The sequence below is a fragment of the Novosphingobium sp. genome, from assembly GCF_040398825.1.
GTDB lineage: Bacteria > Pseudomonadota > Alphaproteobacteria > Sphingomonadales > Sphingomonadaceae > Novosphingobium.
This window is the reverse complement of sequence record NZ_JBBATI010000040.1, coordinates 14,532-34,217: the sequence shown is the minus strand read 5'-3', so window position 1 is coordinate 34,217 and position 19,686 is coordinate 14,532. Positions and strand designations below refer to the sequence as shown.

Below are 19,686 nucleotides of genomic sequence, written 5' to 3'. Positions count from 1 at the left end.
CACCCATGGCAATGAGCGGCGGCAAGGACGATGGTTCGCCGATGATGGAAATGAACACGACGCCGTTGATCGACGTCATGCTCGTTCTCCTCATCATGTTCATCATCACGATCCCCGTGGCTACCCACTCGGTGGCCATCAATCTGCCCCAGGCGACACCGCCCACCAACAATCCGATCATCAATCCGATCAAGAACAAGCTGGTGTTGACCGCGACCAACCAGATTCTGTGGAACGGTTCGCCGATCACGCAGGGCAATCTGGTTACGCTGTTGCAGGCGACCAAGGCGATGCCGGTTGAACCGGAACTGCAGCTTCAGCCCGAAGCCTATGCAAACTATGAAATCGCCAACGAGATCATCAAGATCGTCACCGATTCCAAGGTCACCAAGTTTGGCTTCGTCGGCAACGAAAACTACGCCGCCTTTACCAAGGCGCAATAGCAATCGTTGACGCCTGAATTGGGCGAATATCAGGGGGCGGGGCGCAAGTCCTGCCCCCTTTTTTTGCTGTGATCGTCTCGCTTGAAAATGTGCCGGTTCTAAAAGCCCCTCCCCTCAGGGGAGGGGTTGGGGAGGGGTGTCCGATGCCGATCGGTCGCGAATCCGTGCAGCGCAGGACACCCCCACCCAACCCTCCACCTGAGGGGGAGGGTTTACTGGCGGCATGGGGCAAACCGCGCTAAACGTGTTGCGGCCGGCCAAGAACGCATCATAGGAGCAGCCATGTTGTGCGGAATGCTCACCGCACGCTGCCCGCTCAATCCGGGCGCATCGCCATCGCCGCCAGGCTTTCCGCCTCCACCAGCAATTCCTCATCCGCCGCGCCGAGCGGCAGGCTTTCGCGGCCGATCATCACCATCAGCGGCACCGCCATCGGGCTGACCCGGTCCAGCGTGACGTGCACGATCTGCTCGCCCGCACGGTCGAGCAGGTCGGTCAGCCGGCCCAGATCGGTCAGCCGTGACCGCGCATCGGCCCAGGCCGCCGCGATCAGCACATGATCGGGCTCATATTTGCGCAACACGTCATAGATCAGGTCGGTCGAAAAGGTCACTTGCCGCCCGGTCTTGCGCTGCCCCGGCAATTGCCGTTCGACCAGCCCGGAGATGACCGCCACCTCGCGAAAGGCGCGGCGCAGCAGGTACGAATTCTGCACCCATTCGACAAATTCATCGGCCAGGATGGTCGGCGACAACAGCGCTGCCGGGTCCCGCATTGGTTTCAACCCCCACACCGCCAGCGCATAGTCATTGGCGACAAAACCCAGCGGCGACAGCCCGGCGCTTTCCATCCGCCGCGTCAGCAGCATGCCCAGCGACTGGTTGGCATTCCACCCGGCAAACGTATACAACGCGGTATAGGCACGGCCGGCATGGGGAAAGCTTTCCACCAGCAACTGGTCGGGACCTGGCAACTGGCTGCGCCAATCCTGCATTTCCAGCCATTCGCGCACATCGTCGGGCATGCGGCTCCACCCCGCGCGATCGACCAGCAGCGCCCGCACACGCGTGGCCAGATGCGTGGTCAGCGGCATGCGCGCGCCCATGTAGCTGGGGATCTGGCCGGCCTTGGTCGCGGCGCGCACGATCACCGCGCCATCGCGCAGGCTTTCCACTTCCAGATCCATCCCGGCAAAGCGAAAGGTATTTCCAGGGGACAGCTGTGCTCCAAAGTTTTCCTCTACCTTGCCCAGCGCGCGGCCATTGCGGAACCGTACTTCAAGCATGTCGGAATCGATGATGATCCCGGCGTTGATCCGGTGCCGCGCTGCCTGATCAGGGTGGGCCAACCGCCACAGCCCGGTCTTGTCACGCACGATGCGGCGGAACCGGTCGTAGGCGCGCAGGGCATAGCCTCCGGTGGCCACGAATTCCAGCACACGCCGCCAGCTGTCCTGGTCCAGCCAGCGATAGGACCAAGCCGATTGCACCTCTTCCAGCAGCGCCGCTTCATCAAACGGCCCGGCGCAGGCGCAGCCAATCACATGTTGCGCCAGGACGTCGAACGCGCCGGGGCGAAAATCGTCGCTGTCGCGCTGGCCTTCGGCCACCGCGTCGCAGGCCGCCAGTGCCTCGATAAATTCAAACCGGTTGCCCGGGACGAGCACCGCGCGGCTGGGGCTGTCAAGCCGGTGGTTGGCGCGCCCGATCCGCTGCAACAGCCGCGATGATCCTTTCGGCGCGCCCATCTGCACCACCAGATCGATATCGCCCCAATCGACCCCCAGATCGAGACTGGCGGTGCACACCAGCGCGCGCAATTTGCCCTGGGCCATCGCCCCTTCGACTTTGGCGCGCGCCTCACGGCTCAATGATCCGTGGTGGATGCCGATCGGCAGCGTGTCTTCGTTGGCATCCCACAACAGCTGAAACAGATATTCCGCCAGGAACCGCGTGTTGGTAAACACCAGAGTGGTGCGATGCCCGCGGATCAGATCATACAGTTGCGGCACCGCCCAGGTCCCGGCATGCCCGCCCCATGGCACACGACTGTCCACCGGTTGCAGGATTTCGACAATCGGCGCCGCGCCCGGTTCACCCTCCACCAGCGTAACCCGCTCCGCAACGCCCCCCGGTGCCAGCCACGCGCGATAGGCCTGCGCATCGCCCAGCGTCGCCGACAATGCGACACGGCGCAGGCCAGGGCTGAAGTGCTGTAACCGCGCCAGCGACAGCGCCAGCAGATCGCCGCGTTTGGTGGTGGCAAAGGCATGCACTTCGTCGATCACCACGCGCTGCAGCCCGGCAAACAGATCGGCGCTGTCGGGATAGGTGAGCAGCAGCGACAGCGATTCGGGCGTGGTCAGCAGGATGTGCGGCGGGCGCACGCGCTGGCGCGCCTTGCGATCGCTCGGCGTATCACCGCTGCGCGTTTCGATGCGGATCGGCAGTCCGATCTGTTCCACCGGGGTCAGCAGGTTGCGCTTCACATCGTGCGCCAGTGCCTTCAGCGGCGACACATACAACGTGTGCAACCCTTCGGGCGGTGCATCGCCGCTTAGCCGCGACGGCGCAAAATCGGCCAGTGTCGGCAAAAACCCGGCCAAGGTCTTGCCCGCCCCGGTATCGGCCACCAGCAACGCATGGTCGCCGCGGGCCGCCGCCGCCAGCATCGCGGTCTGGTGCGCCCGCGGCGCCCAGCCGCGCGCATCAAACCACGCGGCGATTTCGGGCGGCAGGGCTGGGGTGTCCATCGCTGGCGGTTTAACGCCGAATACCGATGTGGGACAGCCGCCGATCCAGTGCATCCAGCAGCCGCGCCAACCCCGCCTCGGTCAGGCTTTCGGCGCGCGCGGTCAGCAGTGATTCGGTGTTGGATGCGCGCAACAGCCACCATCCATCGGGGGTGGTAACGCGCGCGCCATCGATGGCCGCAAACGCCTCGCCATCGGCCTGCAGCGCGGCGATCACTGCGGCCACCGCCGCGTGGGCGTCGATATCCTGCACGGCAAAGCGCAATTCGGGCGTGGAGTGGGTTTCGGGCATGGCATCGCGCAGCGCGGTCAGCGATTGGCCCAGCCGCGCCGTTGCCGCCAGCAGCCGTAACGCGCCGTACAGGGCATCATCGTGGCCATAAAAATCGTCGGCAAAAAACAGGTGCCCGGTCATTTCCCCGGCCAGCACCGCACCCGTTAACTTCATTCCGGACTTTATCAGCGAATGGCCGGTTGGCGCCATCAGCGCGGTCCCGCCCAGCGCGGCCACCGTGTCAAACAGCACCTGGCTGGCCTTTACATCCGCCATGATCAACGCGCCCGGGCGCCTTTGCAGCAAATCGCGGGCCAGGATCAGCAGGATCTGATCCCCCCACAGTATGCGCCCGCGCCCATCGACCACACCCAGCCGGTCACCATCCCCGTCAAAAGCAAATCCGAAATCGATCGTTCCCGCCGCGACAGCCGCGATCAGATCACCAAGGTTGGCGGCATCGCTAGGATCGGGATGATGGTGGGGAAAATGACCGTCTACAGCCGTGTAAAACAGGACATGGGTGCCAGGCAGGTGCCGCACCAGGCGTTCGACCAGCGGGCCGGCCGCACCGTTGCCCGTATCCCAGCCGATGCGCAGATGTTCGATGCCGGCACGGTCTATCCCGTCCAGCGCGTGCAGTATGCGGGTGATATAGGCGCCGGAAACGTCAGCCTGCTCGACCGCGCCGGACAACCTGCCCCCGCACCAATCCCCGGTTGCGGCCATCCGGCCCAGTTCGACTATGTCATCGCCAAAGAACGGCTGGCCCCCAAGGTCCATTTTGAAGCCATTATGATCTTTGGGATTGTGGCTGCCGGTTACCTCTATGCCGCCGTGCACTTCATCGCTTGACGCGACTGCATAATACAGCAGCGGAGTAGGGCACAGCCCGATCCGTCGCACTGCGATCCCGCCGTCGCACAGCCCCAGCACCAGTGCCGATTCCAGCGCAGGCGAACTGATCCGGCCGTCATAGCCGACGGCCACGCATCTACCGCCGGCGCGGCGCACGCACGTGGCAAAACTGCGCCCGACGGAATAAGCATCACGCAGGCCCAGATTCTGCCCCCAAACCCCGCGCATGTCGTATGCGCGCAACAGGCCGGGATCAAAGGTGTGGGCGTTGCACCGCAGCGCGCCGGGATCAATCGCGCAATCATCAGCCAAGGTTTTTGGGCCCCAACCGTTCCAGCAACAGATCGCGCGCGGCATTGGCCTCGTGCACGGCATCGCTGGTGCCGCCGCGATCGGGGTGCACGCGCGCGATCAGGCGGCGATGCGCATCCAGGATGTCCGCGCGCGCGGCGGTCTTTTCCACCCCCAGCAGCACGCGCGCCTGCTTTTCGCGCTGACGGTCGGCGGGGTTTCCGCCAATCCCGTCCAGCAGTCCGCCCGCCAGCCACGGCCAGCGTTCCCACGGCCATTGCCCGATCAGGAACCGCATCGCCACCGTGCCAAGCAGTGCCAGCTCGGCCAGCCGCCAGATCATGGTACCCGTTCTAACGCCAGCTGAGTGGGTGCAGCGACCGCCGGCAGGTTCAGCCCGGCAACCAGCGCGCGCAGTTCCTGCCGCGCGACCAGATGGCTGGTGCCCAGTTCACCCAGATGCCCCTTGTCCAGCAGGGTCAGCCCGCTGGGGAACAGTTCGCGATAGATCACGCGTTCGGACAAACCGCTGGCAATGCGAAAGCCGACGCGTTTTGACAGTTCGGTCAATGCCTGGTCGATGCGGCGCTGGTTGCGCGCCTCGGTATATCCGGTGCGGTTGCGCACCACCACCCAATCCATGTTGCGGCGGGCATCGCGGATCGCCGACATCGCGCGCTTCTTGCGCGCCTCCCAGATCAGTTCGGCGTAAAACGACAGCCGGCGTACCTTGAAAGTCTCGGAATCGACCTGACCGATCAGGTCGAAATCGACAAAGCTGTCGTTCAGCGGCGTGACCAGCGTGTCGGCGCGGGTGGCAACATGGCGGGCCAGCGGATCATCACGGCCGGGGGTGTCGAACACCACGAAATCGGCCTCTGCCCCCATCGCTTCGGTCAGTGCGTCCAGCGCATCGATCGAATCACCTTCGAACACGGTAAAATTGGCGGTTGGCAGGGTGATCTGCCGGCGCCGCGCGGTTTCGGCGCGGTTTTCCAGATAACGGTGCAGCGTGCGCTGACGGCTGTCCAGGTCGATCGCGGCGACCCGCGCGCCCTGGCTGGCCAGCGCAATAGCGACGTGCACAGCGGTGGTCGATTTGCCGGTGCCGCCTTTTTCGTTGGCAAAGACAATGCGGTGTGGGCCGTTCGACACAGGTGCTTCCTTCATGGGCGGATGACCCCGCGCCAACGCTTGTACGCGGCCCGGTGCATGGCTAGGCATTTGGCGGCTAACGTGCCAGGGCCGGTGTCGCAACCGCAAATTGGCACGCGCCAGGCATCGGGTCACGCGCGTTTCACGCTTGGCCTGATGGTAAAGGACAGACCAGGACCATGCAAACCGTCTCAACCCGTGCAACGCTGGCAAATGCCGTGGCGGCGCTCAAAAGCGGGGGAAAAACCCTGGCATTGGTGCCGACGATGGGCGCGCTGCACGAAGGACATCTGACGCTGGTGCGCCAGGCGCGCGCGCATGCCGATCGCGTGGTGGTGTCGATCTTTGTCAACCCGCGGCAGTTTGGTGCCAATGAGGATCTGGGCGCCTATCCCCGGCAGCTGGCGGCGGACACGGCGGTGCTGGCCGCGGCGGGCGTCGATCTGTTGTGGGCGCCCGACCTGAACGAAATCTATCCCGCCGGTTATGCCACCACGGTGTCAGTGGCGGGGATCGACCACATGCTGTGCGGCATGCAGCGGCCGGGGCATTTTGATGGCGTGGCCACCGTCGTGCTGAAACTGTTCAACCAGGTCGCCCCCGATGTGGCGCTGTTCGGCGAAAAAGACTGGCAACAGCTGACCATCATCCGGCGCATGGCGCGCGATCTTGATCTAAGCTTTCCCAATGCCGCTGCGATCATCGGCGTGGCCACGGTGCGAGAGCCGGATGGCCTGGCGATGAGCAGCCGCAACCGCTATCTGACCGCCGATCAACGAGCCCGCGCCACCGCGCTGAACCGTGCCATGCGCACCGCCGCTGGCGCGATGGTTGCGGGTGAACCCGTGGCCCATGCGATTGGTGCGTTGCGGCAGGCGCTGGTGTTGGCAGGGTTTGACCGTATCGACTATGCCGAATTGCGCGATGCCGAAACACTGGACGCGCTGACCGGGTGGGACCCGGCGCGCCAGTGCCGGTTGCTGGTGGCGGCGCAGATCGGCCGGGCGCGGCTGATCGACAACATGGCGGTGGAACCGGCACTGGCCAACCCGCCCGAACTGGTGTCAAATGGATGAAACGTCTGGTCGGTCGAACCGGCCCGACCATTATCGAGGGGAACGCATGCCATGGCCACACAGATCCGCCCGAACATCGCGTGCAGCGACGCCGAGTGGGAGGCGCGGCAGGAACTGGCCGCGTGTTATCGCATTTTCGACCTGCTGGGCTGGTCCGAATCGGTGTACAACCACATCTCGGTGAAAGTGCCCGACCAGGATGGCGCGTTCCTGATCAACCCCTATGGCCTGTTGTACAGCGAAGTGACCGCCAGCAATCTGGTCAAGATCGACATTGATGGCAACAATATCGGCGCCAGCCAGTACCCGGTGAACAAGGCCGGGTTTACCCAGCACGCGCTGTTCCACCGCCAGTTGCACTGGGCCAATGCCATTTGCCACGTGCACACCACCGCATCGATGGCGGTGTGCAGCCTGGAAGCGGGGCTGCTGCCGGTCAATTTCTATGCCTGCAATTTCATCGGCCGGCTGGCCTATCACGATTTCGAAGGCGTGACGGTGCGTGATGAGGAAGGGCAGCGGCTGCTGGCCAATCTGGGTGACCGCAACATCCTGATGCTGCGCAACCATGGCCCGGTGGTGCTGGCGCCGACGCTGCCATCGATGTTCCTGCAGATGTGGGCGCTGCAACGCGCGTGCGAAATCCAGATGGCCACGCTGTCGATGGGCCAGCCGGTGATCCACATTGCCGACGATGTGGTCGCGGTGCACCAGCGCGATCTGCGCCAGGTGGCGGTGCCGGGCAGTGCACCGGGCGCCACCGACTTTGCCGCCTGGGTGCGACGGATCGACCAGATCGATCGCGGCTGGCGCGACTGAACCAGCCCGGCCATTGAATCCCAGGACCATGCCGCGCCTTGTCGTCAACAACCAGCCGGTCGAATTCCGCATCGACGCGCAGACGCCGTTATTGTGGGCGCTGCGTGATGTGGCCAATCTGACCGGCACCAAATATGGCTGTGGCACGGGCGAATGCGGCGCTTGCCTGGTGATCGTCGATGGCCAGGCGATGCCCAGTTGCATGGTGTCGCTGGGTGAGGCCGAAGGGCGCAGCGTGACCACGATCGAGGGTCTGGCGGCATGGGGTGGGGCGCCCGATCGCAACCATCCGGTGCAACAGGCGTTCGTGGCCGAACAGGCGATCCAGTGCGGGTTTTGCACGCCCGGGCTGGTGATCGCCGCCGCCGCACTGCTGGCGCGCAACACCAACCCGACCGAGGCGGACATTACCGCCGCGATCACCAATATCTGCCGCTGTGGGGTCTATCCCCGGCTGGTGCGCACGATCGAACGCGCCGGGCGAATCATGCGGGGTGAGGAAAAGGGTGTTCCCGTGCCGGCGCCGGCCACAGCGACCACGGCGGGACTCTAGAGCGATTTCTGGCCGGATGGTACTACCCGGCGAATCGGAAATCGCGTCAAAACAAACAACTCGACCGCTTACAGCGGCAGAAAACGTCCGGCGCAGATCAGCGACGCGGCACTGCCCAGCACCATGATCAATCGCAAGGCTTCGTGAACAAGCACGGTCGTGTGGCGCAGGGCGTAAGTCATGGCGCGATGATTGTGCGCCGACCGGTTAAAAACCCGTTAAGGCATCAACCCTGCCGTCATCCTTGCAGCCATTCGTGCAGCGATTGCAGGCAGGCACGCGCCAGCAGCATCGATCGTTCCGGGCTCCAGCCCTGGACCGGGCACGGCAGATCGTCATTGTCCTTGAACGGCATTTCCAGCGTCATCGCCACTGCCCCAAACCGTTCGGCCACCTGGTTGGTCGACATCGCCAGATTGCCGGTGCCGGGCCGCGCATTGGGATAGCCGTGGCGGGTCTGAAAATCGGGGGTGCGGCGTTCCAGAATGCTGCGATAGCGGCGATACCCTTCGCTTTGTGCGTCGGTGCGCGACGGTATGCCTTCAAACCCGGCCAGAAACACGTGCGGGATCGCCTCGTCACCGTGGACATCGATGGCGAAATCGACCCCGGTCAGGTCCATCGCGTTGCGCAGCGCCAGCACTTCGGGTGATCGTTCGGCGCTGGGCGCGTGCCATTCGCGGTTCAGATTGACCCCGGCGGCATTGGTGCGCAGATGCCCGCGCACCGATCCATCGGGGTTGGCATTGGGCACCAGGTGGAATGTGCAGGCGGCGCGCAAGGCGCGGGCATGCGGGTCGGCCGGGTCGGTCAGCATGGCCAGCGCGCCTTCCATCCACCATTCCGCCATCGCTTCGCCGGGATGCTGCCGCGCGTACAGCCACACCGGCTTTGGCCCATGGCCCAGCGTCAGGCAATCAATCGTGCGGCCATCCAGACTGTGGCCCAGCACGCGGTGGCTGACCCCCGGTTGTACTGCGCTGCGCGCGACCAAATCCAGGTGGCGTTCCCACGAATAGGGCGCGAAATAGGCAAACCAGCACAGATCGGCAGCGGGCTGATGGCGGATGATCAGCGTGCCGCCATCGCGATCTGCGTCATAGACGGTGTCGGCACGCGCCCAGAACTGGCGATCATCCGATACCGCCGCGCGATAGCCGCGCCACCCGTCGGGATAGGCCGCCGCGGCCACCCCGGTAATCTGCAATTCAATGGTGCGCCCGGCCGCGCCCGCCACCTGAAAATGGAACCACTGGAAAAAAGTGGATTGGGCATCGCGGTGGATGGCCAGCCGCGCGGTGACGCCGTCGATCGACAACACGTCGATATTGCCGCTGTCAAAGGCGGCGGAAATCAGGATTGGCGGGGTGGTCTGGGTTTCGGTCATTTGACCGTGATAGTCTGACCCGATCGTCCGGGAAAGCCCGTGAACGCCGCTGCGGCCAGACGCGGCGCGGCCACATCGACGCCGCCACGTTTGCCACGCAGATTTTCCGTATTTTCGGCGCGCGCCTCCCACAACGGGTTGCCGCTGGCACGATCGCGGACCACCACCACCAGCCGCGTGGTCACCAGGTCCTTGGGCCCGCCGCCCAGGCTGAAACCGATCCCCAGCCCGAACCCGGAACGGTATCCGCCGCTGTCACCCCCCACGCCCACCGACACCGGTCCGCGGGTGCGGTCGATGTGCGCGGTCGTGCGTTCAACCCGCACCTCGACAATGCGGTCGGGATTGGCGGCACTGCTCACGGCAAAGCCCTTTGCCGCCAATTCGTGCGCCACCGCATCCAGCCACGGCCGCAGATCGAGCGCGGCGGGATCGAGCCCAGGCGCGGTGGTGATCACAATTGTGCCCTGGGCCGGGGCCAGCGCGGCATCGGGCGCGATAAATCGTGTGACCGTTACCGGGTCGGCCCGCGCCGGGGCGCCGGTCAGGGCAAGCAGGGCGGCAATCGCCGGCAGCCAAGTGATTCGATGCATGCCCGGCACTATGGCGCTTTGCCCGGACGCCCGCAATCGGGGTCTTGCGCTATTCAGCGGGGTTCATCCGGGCGGTGCCTGCGATCGCCGGCACGACCGTGCCATCGGGAAATTTGGCAAACAGCGCGCCTGCCAGCCGGCCGGCCACGCGGGTGTCATCGCTGCCGCTGTCGGTCAGGCGCGTCTGCCCCTGGGCATGGCCCTCCCACAGCACGCGGTTGCTGGCCTTGTCGCGGATGCGCACATCCAGCCGGGTGGCGATGATCGCCTTTTTCGGTTTGGACAGGTCGACCGCGATGGCCATGCCATAACCGACCCCGCGGTTGCTGACCCCCACGCTCATTTCGCCGCTGACCGGTTTGTGCGGGGCCTCTTCGGGTGCCACCACATCGCGGCTGACTGCGATTTCGATCAGTTGCGCGGGATCGCTGGCATGCGCCACGTCATAGCCCTTGCCGGCCAGCTGGTCGATCACCGCCGCCTCATAGACCGGCAGTTTTGCGGGGCTGGCGGTTTCGTCGGGGTCGCGCGGCGCCAGCGCGCCATCGCTTGCCACGGGTACCGGCGAGGGCGGCGGCGGGCTGGTGTCGGTCACCACGATCCGCCCTTTGCCAAGCAGATCGCCAGCATCGGCGGCGCGAAAGGTTTCAACATCGATCGCACGTGATGGTTCGGCATTGCCCTGCGTGGCCACGCGGTCATTGCGCCACGGTTCCCGATCGTCTTGCCAAGGTGAATTGCCCCAGCCGCCGCCATGGTGTTGCGCCATAGCCATTCCTGGCAAGGCCAGCGCGGCCAGCGCGGCGGTGCAGGCCAAAACCCGTGAACGGTCGCAAAACGGCGGCATGGATGGAAGCATGGGCAAAATATCCTGACAGTACACGCACGATCTTATGCGGCTGGGGTTGCCCTCATACAACGGATGCTTAGGAACATTCCCTCTACAGCGGACCCTACAGGGCCGCGCCAGGCCGGCAACAGGGGTGATTCGCGACAATGAGCAAGGTTCCCGTTCTGGTCACCGGTGGTGCCGGGTATATCGGCAGCCACGCAGTGCTGGCTTTGAAGGATGCGGGCTGGCCGGTCGCGGTCATCGACAATCTGGTCACCGGGTTCCGCTTTGCCGTGCCCGTTGGCGTGCCGTTCTATCAGGGTGACATCGCCGATGGCGCACTGCTCGCACGCGTTTTTGCAGAACAGGGCACGCGCGCGATAATGCATTTTGCCGGGTCGATCATCGTGCCCGAATCGGTCGAAAATCCGCTGAAATATTATCACAACAACACCGCCAACAGCCGCAGTTTGATCGCTGCCGCGGTCCACGCTGGCGTGCCGCACTTCATCTTCAGCTCCACCGCTGCGACCTATGGTATTCCTGCCGTGTCGCCGGTGACCGAAGACAGCCCGAAACTGCCGATCAACCCTTATGGCATGTCAAAGCTGATGACCGAGATCATGCTGGGCGATGTTGCGGCGGCGCACCCGCTCAATTTCTGTGCCTTGCGCTATTTCAACGTCGCCGGGGCCGATCCGCAGGCGCGCACCGGGCAATCGACCGCCGGCGCCACCCACCTGATCAAGGTCGCGGTAGAGGCGGCGCTGGGCAAGCGTGACCATGTCGGCGTGTTCGGCACCGATTACGCCACGCCCGATGGCACCGGGGTGCGTGATTACATCCATGTCAGCGATCTGGCCGCCGCGCATGTGCTGGCGCTGGAGGCGCTGATTGCCGATCCGGCACAGTCGATGACCATGAACTGCGGTTATGGCCGCGGGTTTTCGGTGCTGGAGGTGCTGGATGCGGTGGACCGGGTGACCAACCGGACGATCGAACGCCAATTGCTGCCGCGCCGTGCGGGCGATCCCGATGCGCTGATTTCCGACAACCGGCGGATCAAGGCGACGCTGCCGTGGGTGCCGCGCTATGCCGATCTGGACGTGATCGTGAACCACGCGCTGGCGTGGGAACGGCGGTTAACGGAAATCCGGGCAGAAGCTTGACTTTGATGGACGGCGGCTATAGCTGCGCCGTTCTGTTTTGAGGCCCGGTCGCATTCGGGCAAAGGGATTCGTCATGAAGATTCGCAACAGCCTGAAGTCGCTCAAGGACCGCCACCGCGACAACCGCGTGATCCGTCGCCGCGGCCGGACCTATGTGATCAACAAGACCCAGCGCCGGTTCAAGGCCCGCCAGGGCTGAACCACGACGCCCCGTTACCGGGGCGTTTTCCCGCTACGGGTTGCTGAAAACCCCCGCCCCGCCGGCGGGGGTTTTCGCTTGTTTGTGGAACACGGGTCTTTTTGGAAAAGGGATTCATGACCGGTATCGATGCAGTGGTGTGGGATATCGGCCGCGTGCTGGTGCAGTGGGATTTTCCGCGCATCTGGCGCGACGCCATCCCTGATTCGGCCGCGCACGCGGCGTTCACCTCCAGCGTGGTCAGCGAATCATGGCATGGCCGCCACGACACCGGGGTGTCGATGGCGACGATGGTCGCCGAACGCAGCGCGGAATTTCCCGAACACGCCGCGCTGATCGAACGCTATGCCACGCATTGGCTGCTGTCGGTGCCGGGGCCGATCGCCGGCACACATGAACTGGTCGAACGGCTGGCCGACCGGGGCGTGCCGCAATTTTCGATTACCAATTTCGGCGCGGATGCGTTTGCGATGTTCCGCCCGACCTTTCCGGTGCTCGACCACATGATCGATATCGTGGTGTCGGGCACCGAGCACCTGATCAAGCCGGATCGCGCAATTTTCGACCTGGCCGCCGCCCGGTTCGGCTACGCGCCGCAACGCATGCTGTTTATCGACGACAACGCTGACAATATCGCCGCTGCCCGCGCGCTGGGCTGGCAGGCGCACCATTTTCTGGACGATGCGGCCGCGCTGGAGGCGGATTTGCTGGAGCGGGGTCTGCTTTAACGCAGCCCGATCAGCGAAATTTCACGGCCGTAATCCGGTTCGGCCCGGTGCGTCGCGCGGCGGAAGGAAAAGAAGCGCTCGGCTTGCGCATAAGTATCCTCGCCCAGCATCGCGACGGTGCTCACACCGGCCGCCTGCAGCCGCGCGGCGACATAGCCTTCCAGATCGAACCAGCTGTGCCCGGCGCGGCCGGCACGAAAATGTGCGGCGTTGGCGGGGTCGGCCATGATGAACCGGCGCTCGAACGCGTCGTCCACTTCATAGCTGGCCTGGGCAATACAAGGCCCGATGACGGCGGCGATGTTTTCGCGCCGCGCGCCCACGGCCTCCATCGCGGTGATGGTCGCATCGGTCACACCATGGAACGCGCCTTTCCACCCGGCATGCGCCGCGCCCACCACGCCGGCGCGCGCATCGTGGAACAGCACCGGCGCGCAATCGGCGGTCAGAATGCCCAGCAGCAACCCGGGCCGGTCGGTAACCAGCGCGTCGGCGCGCGGGCGATCGGCCTCGTCCCACGGCGCGGTCACCGTCACCACATCGGCCGAATGGACCTGATACGCACAAACCAGCTGCGCCTGCGGAAGCACTGCCGCCACCGCCCGGGCGCGGTTTTCGGCCGCCGCGCCGGGATCGTCTTCACTGCCCCAGCCGACATTCAGCCCGGCGTGCACGCCCTGGCTGACCCCGCCGCGCCGGCCCAGAAAGCCGTGCGCGGCGCCCGCCAGCACACGATGGGTCAGCACTTCGACCGGATCGCTCATCCCGACAGGCTTTTGCTGACCTGTTCGCGCACGTCACGCGACAGATTGGCTTGCGCGGCGATGCGTTCCAGCGCGGCGCGCATCAGCGCGGCGCGCGCCGGCTCGATCTTGCGCCAGCGGCCCAGCGGCGGCACGAACCGCGCCGCGACATTGCCGTTGATCGGATCGAGCGCCAGGATCAGATCGGCGATCATCCGGTACCCTTCGCCATCGGCGGCATGAAACGCCGCGCTGTTGGCGGCAAACGCCATATACAGCGCGCGCACGCGGTTGGGGTTGGTCAGCGTAAAATCGGCATGGTGGGCCAGCGCCTTCACATGGTCGATTGCCGCGGGGTGCAGCGATCCCGCCTGCAACGAAAACCATTTGTCGATCACCAGCGGATTGTCGGCAAACCGTGCATAAAAATCGGCCAGCGCCGCGCCGCGTTCGGGCGCATCCAGCCCGCACAGCACCATCAGCGCGCCCTGCCGGTCGGTCATGTTGTCGGCGGCGGCATATTGCGCATGCGCGCGGGCAATTGCGTCGGCCGGGTCAGCGGGCGCCAGATAGACCAGCGCCTGCGTCTTCAGCTTGCGCGCGCCACGCGCGGCGGCGTCCAGGCTGTAGGGCACGGCGCTGGTGCGATCGTGCAGTGCGCGCCACTGGTCGGCCAGGGTCGTGCCCAGCCATGCCTTCAACGCCTCACGCTCCGCGCGCACGCGGCCGGGGTCGAGCGGGTTCAGCGCTTCGCCCAGATAGGCCTCACCCGGCAGGATGATCAGCTCGCCACGCATCAGGTCATCCAGCGATGCGTCGGCCAGCACGGCGGCAAACGCTTCGCCGATCGCGGCCCGCCCGTCGGCGCGTGCAGCATCGTCGATCTGCCCGGTCACGACCGCGACCAGGTGCTGCACCACCAGCTGCTGCATCGCCTCGTACCGCGCAAACGGATCATCGTCGTGCGCGGCCAGGAACACCAGATCGGCATCGGTCGCCGGGTTGTTGATCGCCACCGGCGCGGAAAAGCCGCGGTTGATCGACAGCACCGGCAGCGCGGCATGGCCGGGGAAGGTAAAGCTCTGCTCCGCCTCGGTCAGCACCACCAGCTGTTCACCGTCATGGCAACCGCTGATGCGATCGAACAGCGCGGTGCGCAGCGGGATCACCATCGGCGCCTTGTCGGGCTGGCCGGGGGTGGGCGGCACGGTCTGTTTCAGCGTCAGCGTCACGGTGTCGCCGGCGTGTGCCAGCGCCACATCAACGCGCGGGGTGCCCGCCTGTTCGTACCAGCGGCGAAACTGGGTGAGATCAAGGCCTGCGCCATCCTCGATCGCGCGCACAAAATCCTCGCACGTCGCAGCCTCTCCATCATGGCGGTCGAAATAGAGGTCGGTGCCTGCGCGAAAGCGTTCGGGCCCCGCCAGCACGGTCATCATGCGGATCACCTCGGCGCCCTTGTTATAGACCGTCGCGGTATAGAAATTGCTGATTTCCTGATACGAATCCGGGCGGATCGGGTGCGCCAGCGGGCCGGAATCCTCCGGGTACTGGGCGCCGCGCAGCACGCGCACATCCTCGATCCGTTTGACCGGGGGTGATCCCTGGTCTGCGCTGAACTGCTGATCGCGCAGGACGGTAAAGCCCTCTTTCAGCGACAGCTGAAACCAGTCGCGGCAGGTGACCCGGTTGCCCGACCAGTTGTGGAAATATTCGTGCGCAACCACGCCTTCGATCGCGTCATAATCGCCATCGTTGGCGGTTTCCGGATCGGCCAGGATATAGCGCGTGTTGAACACGTTCAGGCCCTTGTTCTCCATCGCCCCGGCGTTGAAATCGGCCACCGCGACAATGTTGAACAGGTCCAGGTCATATTCGCGGCCATAGGCTGTTTCGTCCCACGCCATCGATGCGATCAGGCTGCGCATGGCATGGCCGGTGCGGCCTTCATCGCCCGCGCGTACCCAGATCGCCAGATCAACCTGCCGCCCCGACCGGGTGACAAAGCGGTCGCGCGTCGGCACCAGATCGCCCGCGACCAGCGCGAACAGATAGGCCGGTTTGGGCCAGGGATCATCCCATTGCGCCCAGTGACTGCCGTCAGCGCCGTCACCCTGGGCAACCGGATTGCCGTTGGACAACAGCACCGGGAATGCGGTCTTGTCCCCCGCCATGCGCACGCGATAGCGGCTGAGTACGTCGGGCCGGTCGGGGAAAAAGGTGATGCGGCGAAACCCTTCGGCCTCACACTGCGTGCACAGCATCCCGCCAGAGGCATAGAGGCCCGACAATTGCGTGTTGGCCAGCGGGTTGATCACCGTTTCGATGGTCACCTCATGCGCGTCACCCGGCAGCGCGATCACCAGATCTGGCCCGTCCATGTGCCAATCGTTGTGGGCATGGCCATCAACCAGCAAAGTCGCCACCGCCACGCCATCACCGTTCAGCCGCAGCGGCGCGAGCGCGGATTGGCGCGTGACCTGCAGGGTGGACCGCACCTTTGTGGCATCCAGCGACAGCGCAAAATCCAGCTCGATCGTCGGCACCAGCCAGGCTGGCGGCTGATAATCCAGCCGGCGAATAACCTTGGGCTGGTCAGCCGGGTGGTCGGGATGGGCGGCCGCGGGTGCGCTGGACATGTCGTTCATCCCGGCAATGTAGGCGGTCCGGCGCCCGGGGCCAATGGCAATCATGGGGCGAAAGTTGCGTTTTGGCTTGACGCCTCTGCCTGCGCTTGCGCAACCCATGCGCGGGCAGACAAAAGCGGGGGCACGCCATGGCGGGCGCATACAGGGCGATGACACGGATGATGCTGCCGGGCCTGACAGGCGGGTTGGTGCTGGTTCCGGCGACGGCGCGGGCGGCGGGGTTCGATGCCGAACATGCCGCCGCGCGCTATCTGGCGATGTTGAGCCCGGCGGCGCGTGCGCGGTCGGATGCCTATTTTGACGGAACGCTGTGGCTGAACGTGCTGTCGGCGCTGGTCACGCTGCTGATCTGCTGGATCATTGCGCGCAGCCGGGTGCTGGTCAGGGTACGCGATGCCCTGCGGCGGCAGGGCTGGCGGCCGTGGGTGGTGATGATTGTGGTGGCCATGACGTTTCTGGCCGGGCTGGCGCTGCTGGAACTGCCCTGGTCGATCTATGTCGATTATTGGCGCGAACGCCGGTTCGGGCAGATGAACATGGGGTTTGGCGGCTGGCTGGGCGAACAGGCGGTTGAAGCGGTGATCCTGCTGGTGGTCGGCGGGCTGGTGCTGACGGTGATCAACGCGGTCATGCGCGGCTTTCCGCGTCTGTGGTGGCTGGTTGGCGCGGGCGCGGTGGCGGTGATCACGGCATTGTCGGTGCTGATCATGCCGGTGTTCTTCATGCCGCTGTTCAACGCCTATACCGATCTGCCGGCGGGGCCGCTGCGCACCCGGATTGAGGCTATGGCGGCCGCCAACCACATCCCCGTCGATCACATCGTGGTTTACAACGCGTCGCGGCAGAATGACCGCATTTCCGCCAATGTTTCCGGATTGGGCCCGACCGTGCAGATCAGCCTGACCGATACGCTGGTCAAAACCGCCGATGTGGCAGAGGTGGCGGCCGTGGTCGGGCACGAAATGGGCCACTATGTGCTGAACCACGTGTGGCGCGCGATCGTGCTGGGGGCACTGCTGTCAGCGCTGCAATTCTGGCTGATTTTGCGCGCCGCACCGGCGGTTCTGGCCCTGGGCGGGCGGCGGAGCGGTTTGCGCGGGATCGATGATCCGGCCGCGGTGCCGGTGTTGTTCGCGCTGTTCACCCTGCTGTCGCTGCTGTGCCTGCCGCTGTCCAACACGCTGGTGCGCAGCGCGGAAAATGCGGCCGATGCGTTCGGGCTCGACACCGCGCGCGAACCCGATGGCTTTGCGCTGGCGGCGATGCAACTGGCATCCTACCGCAAGATTTCGCCCCCGGCCTGGCAAGAAGCGCTGTTTTTTGACCATCCATCGGGGCGCACCCGCGTGCTGCGGGCGATGCACTGGAAACAGGATCACGTGCCGCACGCAACCGAGGTAGAGCCACCGCCGCTGCCCGATCCCGCGCTGCCGGCGCATTGACCGGGATGCGGCTGTTCGTTTTCGGCATGGGCTATAGCGCGGGGGTGCTGGCGCGCCGGCTCAGTGCGCAAGGCTGGCGGGTGGATGGCACCGGGCGCGGCGGCACAATCGCGTTTGATGACAGCGCGGCGGTGCACGCGGCGCTGGCCAGGGCCAGCCATGTGCTGTCCAGCGTGCCGCCCAGCCGTGATGGCACCGACGCCGTGCTGGCCACATATGGCGGGGCATTGTGCGACGGCCTGGCGCGCTGGATCGGCTATCTGTCGTCCACCGGGGTTTATGGCGATTGTGGCGGGGCCTGGGTGGATGAAACCGCACCCATCGGCCACGGGCGGCGCAGCGCGCGCAGTGAGGCGGATCTGGCGTGGCAGGCGCTGGATGCGCAGCGCGCTGAAAACCGCGTGCGCGTGTTCCGTCTGCCGGGCATCTATGGCCCGGGGCGCAGCGCGTTTGACCGGTTGCGCGATGGCAGTGCGCGGCGGCTGATCGCGCCGGGCCAGGTGTTCAGCCGGGTGCATGTCGATGACATAGCCGGCGGTGTGATTGCCGGCATGGCGGGGCCGGCGGGGGTGTACAACCTGGCCGATGACGAACCGTGCGACGCCAATGCCGTGATTGAAGAAGCGGCGCGGCTGATGGGGGTCATACCACCGCCGCTGGTGCCGCTGGCCGATGCCGCGCTGTCACCGATGGCGCTGGCGTTCTATGCCGAAAACCGCCGGGTGGCCAATGGTCGGGCGCGGCGCGTGCTGGGCTGGCGCCCGCGTTTTCCAACCTATCGCGAAGGGTTGCGCGATTTGAGCGCAACCACCAGCCCGGTCAGCGACAGCGCCGCGCCCGCCGCGTTGAACGCCGACCAGCGATAGTTTTCAAACACGGTTGACAGCAGCATCGCGACAATGGGCACCAGTACCCCGTTATAGGCGGCGGGCCCCGGCCCCATTTCGCGCAGCAGCAGGTTGTACAAGGGGAACGTGAGCACCGACCCGACCAGCGCCAGATAGGCCACGCTGCCCAGGTAGGCCGGCGACCAGTCGAACACCGGCGGCCCTGATAGCACCCAGGCCACGACGACATCGGCACAGGCCCCGATCAGCATCGCCCAGCCCAGCACCATAGTGGCCGGCACTTGCCGCATGACTTTGCCCGCCTGGACCAGATTGCCGATCGAACAGCATAACAGCGCCACCACTGTCATGCCCGCCCCCAAAGGAACATCGCTGCCCGCCCCGGCGGTGCGGTATTCGTGGATCATCAACAGCACGATGCCGGCAAAGGCGATGGCCGAACCGATCATAAACCCGCGCGTTACCGGGGTGCCCAGAAAAATCCGCCCCAGCACCGTGTTTGGCAGGATCAGCAGCGCAAACACCACCGCCACCAGCCCCGATGTCAGGTGCGTTTCGGCGCGATAGACGAACTGGAAATTCAGGCAGAACAGGCTGATCCCGATCAGCCCGGCGCGGATCATTACGGCGCGTTCGGGCACCAGCGCGCCCACGCGAATATCACCGCGCACCAGGCCCAGCGCAAACATGCCCGCCGCCGCCCCGGCAAAGCGCCAGGTGACCGACCAGCTGGCCGGGACTACGCCGATCTGGGCTTTGATCACCAGCCAGGTTGATCCCCATACCAGTGCGGTGGTGATGAACGCGGCAATCAGGCGCAGATCGGCGCGCGGGCCGCGCGGGTCCTGCAGATGGGTGACCGTCATCGAATATCCG

General features: G+C 65.4%; 19 protein-coding genes. 9 read left to right on the top strand and 10 right to left on the bottom strand.

Annotated elements, in window-relative coordinates:
* Window positions 1–5: 5 nt before the first annotated feature.
* Complete coding sequence (locus ABWP89_RS16185) at window positions 6–443, top strand: ExbD/TolR family protein (protein ID WP_353230586.1); 438 nt, start codon at window positions 6–8, stop codon at window positions 441–443.
* 316 nt (window positions 444–759) lie between these two features.
* Here the strand turns inward: ABWP89_RS16185 and ABWP89_RS16180 are convergent, their stop codons facing one another.
* The 4 genes from ABWP89_RS16180 to ABWP89_RS16165 all read right to left on the bottom strand — a co-directional run bounded on the left by ABWP89_RS16180 (window position 760) and on the right by ABWP89_RS16165 (window position 5,788).
* Complete coding sequence (locus ABWP89_RS16180) at window positions 760–3,195, bottom strand: ligase-associated DNA damage response DEXH box helicase (RefSeq protein WP_353230582.1); 2,436 nt, start codon at window positions 3,193–3,195, stop codon at window positions 760–762.
* Window positions 3,196–3,205: 10 nt separating this feature from the next.
* Window positions 3,206–4,555, bottom strand: coding sequence for a phosphoglucomutase/phosphomannomutase PgmG (gene pgmG / locus ABWP89_RS16175; protein ID WP_502915307.1), 1,350 nt, complete (start codon window positions 4,553–4,555; stop codon window positions 3,206–3,208).
* A gap of 76 nt (window positions 4,556–4,631) precedes the next feature.
* Entirely contained in the window at window positions 4,632–4,961 is a 330-nt protein-coding gene (locus ABWP89_RS16170; RefSeq protein WP_353230579.1) for a molecular chaperone DnaJ, read from the bottom strand.
* The gene (locus ABWP89_RS16165; RefSeq protein WP_353230578.1) at window positions 4,958–5,788 is read right to left on the bottom strand and encodes a division plane positioning ATPase MipZ; all 831 of its coding nucleotides are present in this window, start codon (window positions 5,786–5,788) and stop codon (window positions 4,958–4,960) included. The genes ABWP89_RS16170 and ABWP89_RS16165 overlap by 4 nt, the downstream gene beginning before the upstream one ends.
* A gap of 164 nt (window positions 5,789–5,952) precedes the next feature.
* On the opposite strand from ABWP89_RS16165, the gene panC reads away from it, so the two are divergent.
* The 3 genes from panC to ABWP89_RS16150 are packed head-to-tail and all read left to right on the top strand — an operon-like array spanning window position 5,953 to window position 8,221.
* Window positions 5,953–6,849 (top strand): pantoate--beta-alanine ligase, encoded by an 897-nt coding sequence (gene panC / locus ABWP89_RS16160; protein ID WP_353230577.1) that lies wholly within the window; start codon window positions 5,953–5,955, stop codon window positions 6,847–6,849.
* Between the two features lie 51 nt (window positions 6,850–6,900).
* Window positions 6,901–7,668 (top strand): class II aldolase/adducin family protein, encoded by a 768-nt coding sequence (locus ABWP89_RS16155; protein ID WP_353230576.1) that lies wholly within the window; start codon window positions 6,901–6,903, stop codon window positions 7,666–7,668.
* Between the two features lie 28 nt (window positions 7,669–7,696).
* Window positions 7,697–8,221, top strand: coding sequence for a (2Fe-2S)-binding protein (locus ABWP89_RS16150; protein ID WP_353230574.1), 525 nt, complete (start codon window positions 7,697–7,699; stop codon window positions 8,219–8,221).
* Window positions 8,222–8,459: 238 nt separating this feature from the next.
* Here ABWP89_RS16150 and ABWP89_RS16145 read toward each other — a convergent pair whose 3' ends face one another.
* The 3 genes from ABWP89_RS16145 to ABWP89_RS16135 are packed head-to-tail and all read right to left on the bottom strand — an operon-like array spanning window position 8,460 to window position 11,060.
* Window positions 8,460–9,608 carry a M14 family metallopeptidase gene (locus tag ABWP89_RS16145; RefSeq protein ID WP_353230573.1) on the bottom strand — a complete coding sequence of 383 codons (1,149 nt, stop codon included), beginning with the start codon at window positions 9,606–9,608 and terminating at the stop codon, window positions 8,460–8,462.
* The gene (locus ABWP89_RS16140) at window positions 9,605–10,201 is read right to left on the bottom strand and encodes a DUF4136 domain-containing protein (RefSeq protein ID WP_353230572.1); all 597 of its coding nucleotides are present in this window, start codon (window positions 10,199–10,201) and stop codon (window positions 9,605–9,607) included. Before ABWP89_RS16140 ends, ABWP89_RS16145 begins: the two co-directional genes overlap by 4 nt.
* Before the next feature lie 49 nt (window positions 10,202–10,250).
* On the bottom strand, window positions 10,251–11,060 hold the full coding sequence (locus ABWP89_RS16135) for a DUF4136 domain-containing protein (protein WP_353230571.1): 810 nt from the start codon (window positions 11,058–11,060) through the stop codon (window positions 10,251–10,253).
* Window positions 11,061–11,197: 137 nt separating this feature from the next.
* Between ABWP89_RS16135 and galE the strand changes: the two genes are divergently transcribed.
* The 3 genes from galE to ABWP89_RS16120 all read left to right on the top strand — a co-directional run bounded on the left by galE (window position 11,198) and on the right by ABWP89_RS16120 (window position 13,129).
* Window positions 11,198–12,202, top strand: a complete 1,005-nt coding sequence (gene galE / locus ABWP89_RS16130; protein ID WP_353230569.1) for a UDP-glucose 4-epimerase GalE — start codon at window positions 11,198–11,200, stop codon at window positions 12,200–12,202.
* A gap of 73 nt (window positions 12,203–12,275) precedes the next feature.
* Window positions 12,276–12,401, top strand: coding sequence for a type B 50S ribosomal protein L36 (gene ykgO / locus ABWP89_RS16125; RefSeq protein WP_008069451.1), 126 nt, complete (start codon window positions 12,276–12,278; stop codon window positions 12,399–12,401).
* 116 nt (window positions 12,402–12,517) lie between these two features.
* Window positions 12,518–13,129 (top strand): HAD family hydrolase, encoded by a 612-nt coding sequence (locus ABWP89_RS16120; RefSeq protein WP_353230568.1) that lies wholly within the window; start codon window positions 12,518–12,520, stop codon window positions 13,127–13,129.
* On the opposite strand, the gene pgeF is transcribed toward ABWP89_RS16120, so the two are convergent.
* On the bottom strand, window positions 13,126–13,893 hold the full coding sequence (gene pgeF, locus ABWP89_RS16115) for a peptidoglycan editing factor PgeF (RefSeq protein WP_353230567.1): 768 nt from the start codon (window positions 13,891–13,893) through the stop codon (window positions 13,126–13,128). The two genes, ABWP89_RS16120 and pgeF, sit on opposite strands and share 4 nt — an antisense overlap.
* Window positions 13,890–16,520: an aminopeptidase N gene (gene pepN, locus ABWP89_RS16110; RefSeq protein WP_353230584.1), complete on the bottom strand. Its 2,631-nt coding sequence runs from the start codon at window positions 16,518–16,520 to the stop codon at window positions 13,890–13,892. Before pepN ends, pgeF begins: the two co-directional genes overlap by 4 nt.
* 128 nt (window positions 16,521–16,648) lie before the next feature.
* Between pepN and ABWP89_RS16105 the strand changes: the two genes are divergently transcribed.
* Both ABWP89_RS16105 and ABWP89_RS16100 read left to right on the top strand, forming a co-directional pair.
* On the top strand, window positions 16,649–17,962 hold the full coding sequence (locus ABWP89_RS16105; RefSeq protein ID WP_353230565.1) for a M48 family metalloprotease: 1,314 nt from the start codon (window positions 16,649–16,651) through the stop codon (window positions 17,960–17,962).
* 5 nt (window positions 17,963–17,967) lie between these two features.
* Window positions 17,968–18,828, top strand: coding sequence for a Rossmann-fold NAD(P)-binding domain-containing protein (locus tag ABWP89_RS16100; protein WP_353230564.1), 861 nt, complete (start codon window positions 17,968–17,970; stop codon window positions 18,826–18,828).
* Here the strand turns inward: ABWP89_RS16100 and ABWP89_RS16095 are convergent.
* Window positions 18,738–19,676, bottom strand: a complete 939-nt coding sequence (locus ABWP89_RS16095) for a DMT family transporter (RefSeq protein WP_353230562.1) — start codon at window positions 19,674–19,676, stop codon at window positions 18,738–18,740. The two genes, ABWP89_RS16100 and ABWP89_RS16095, sit on opposite strands and share 91 nt — an antisense overlap.
* Window positions 19,677–19,686: the final 10 nt, after the last annotated feature.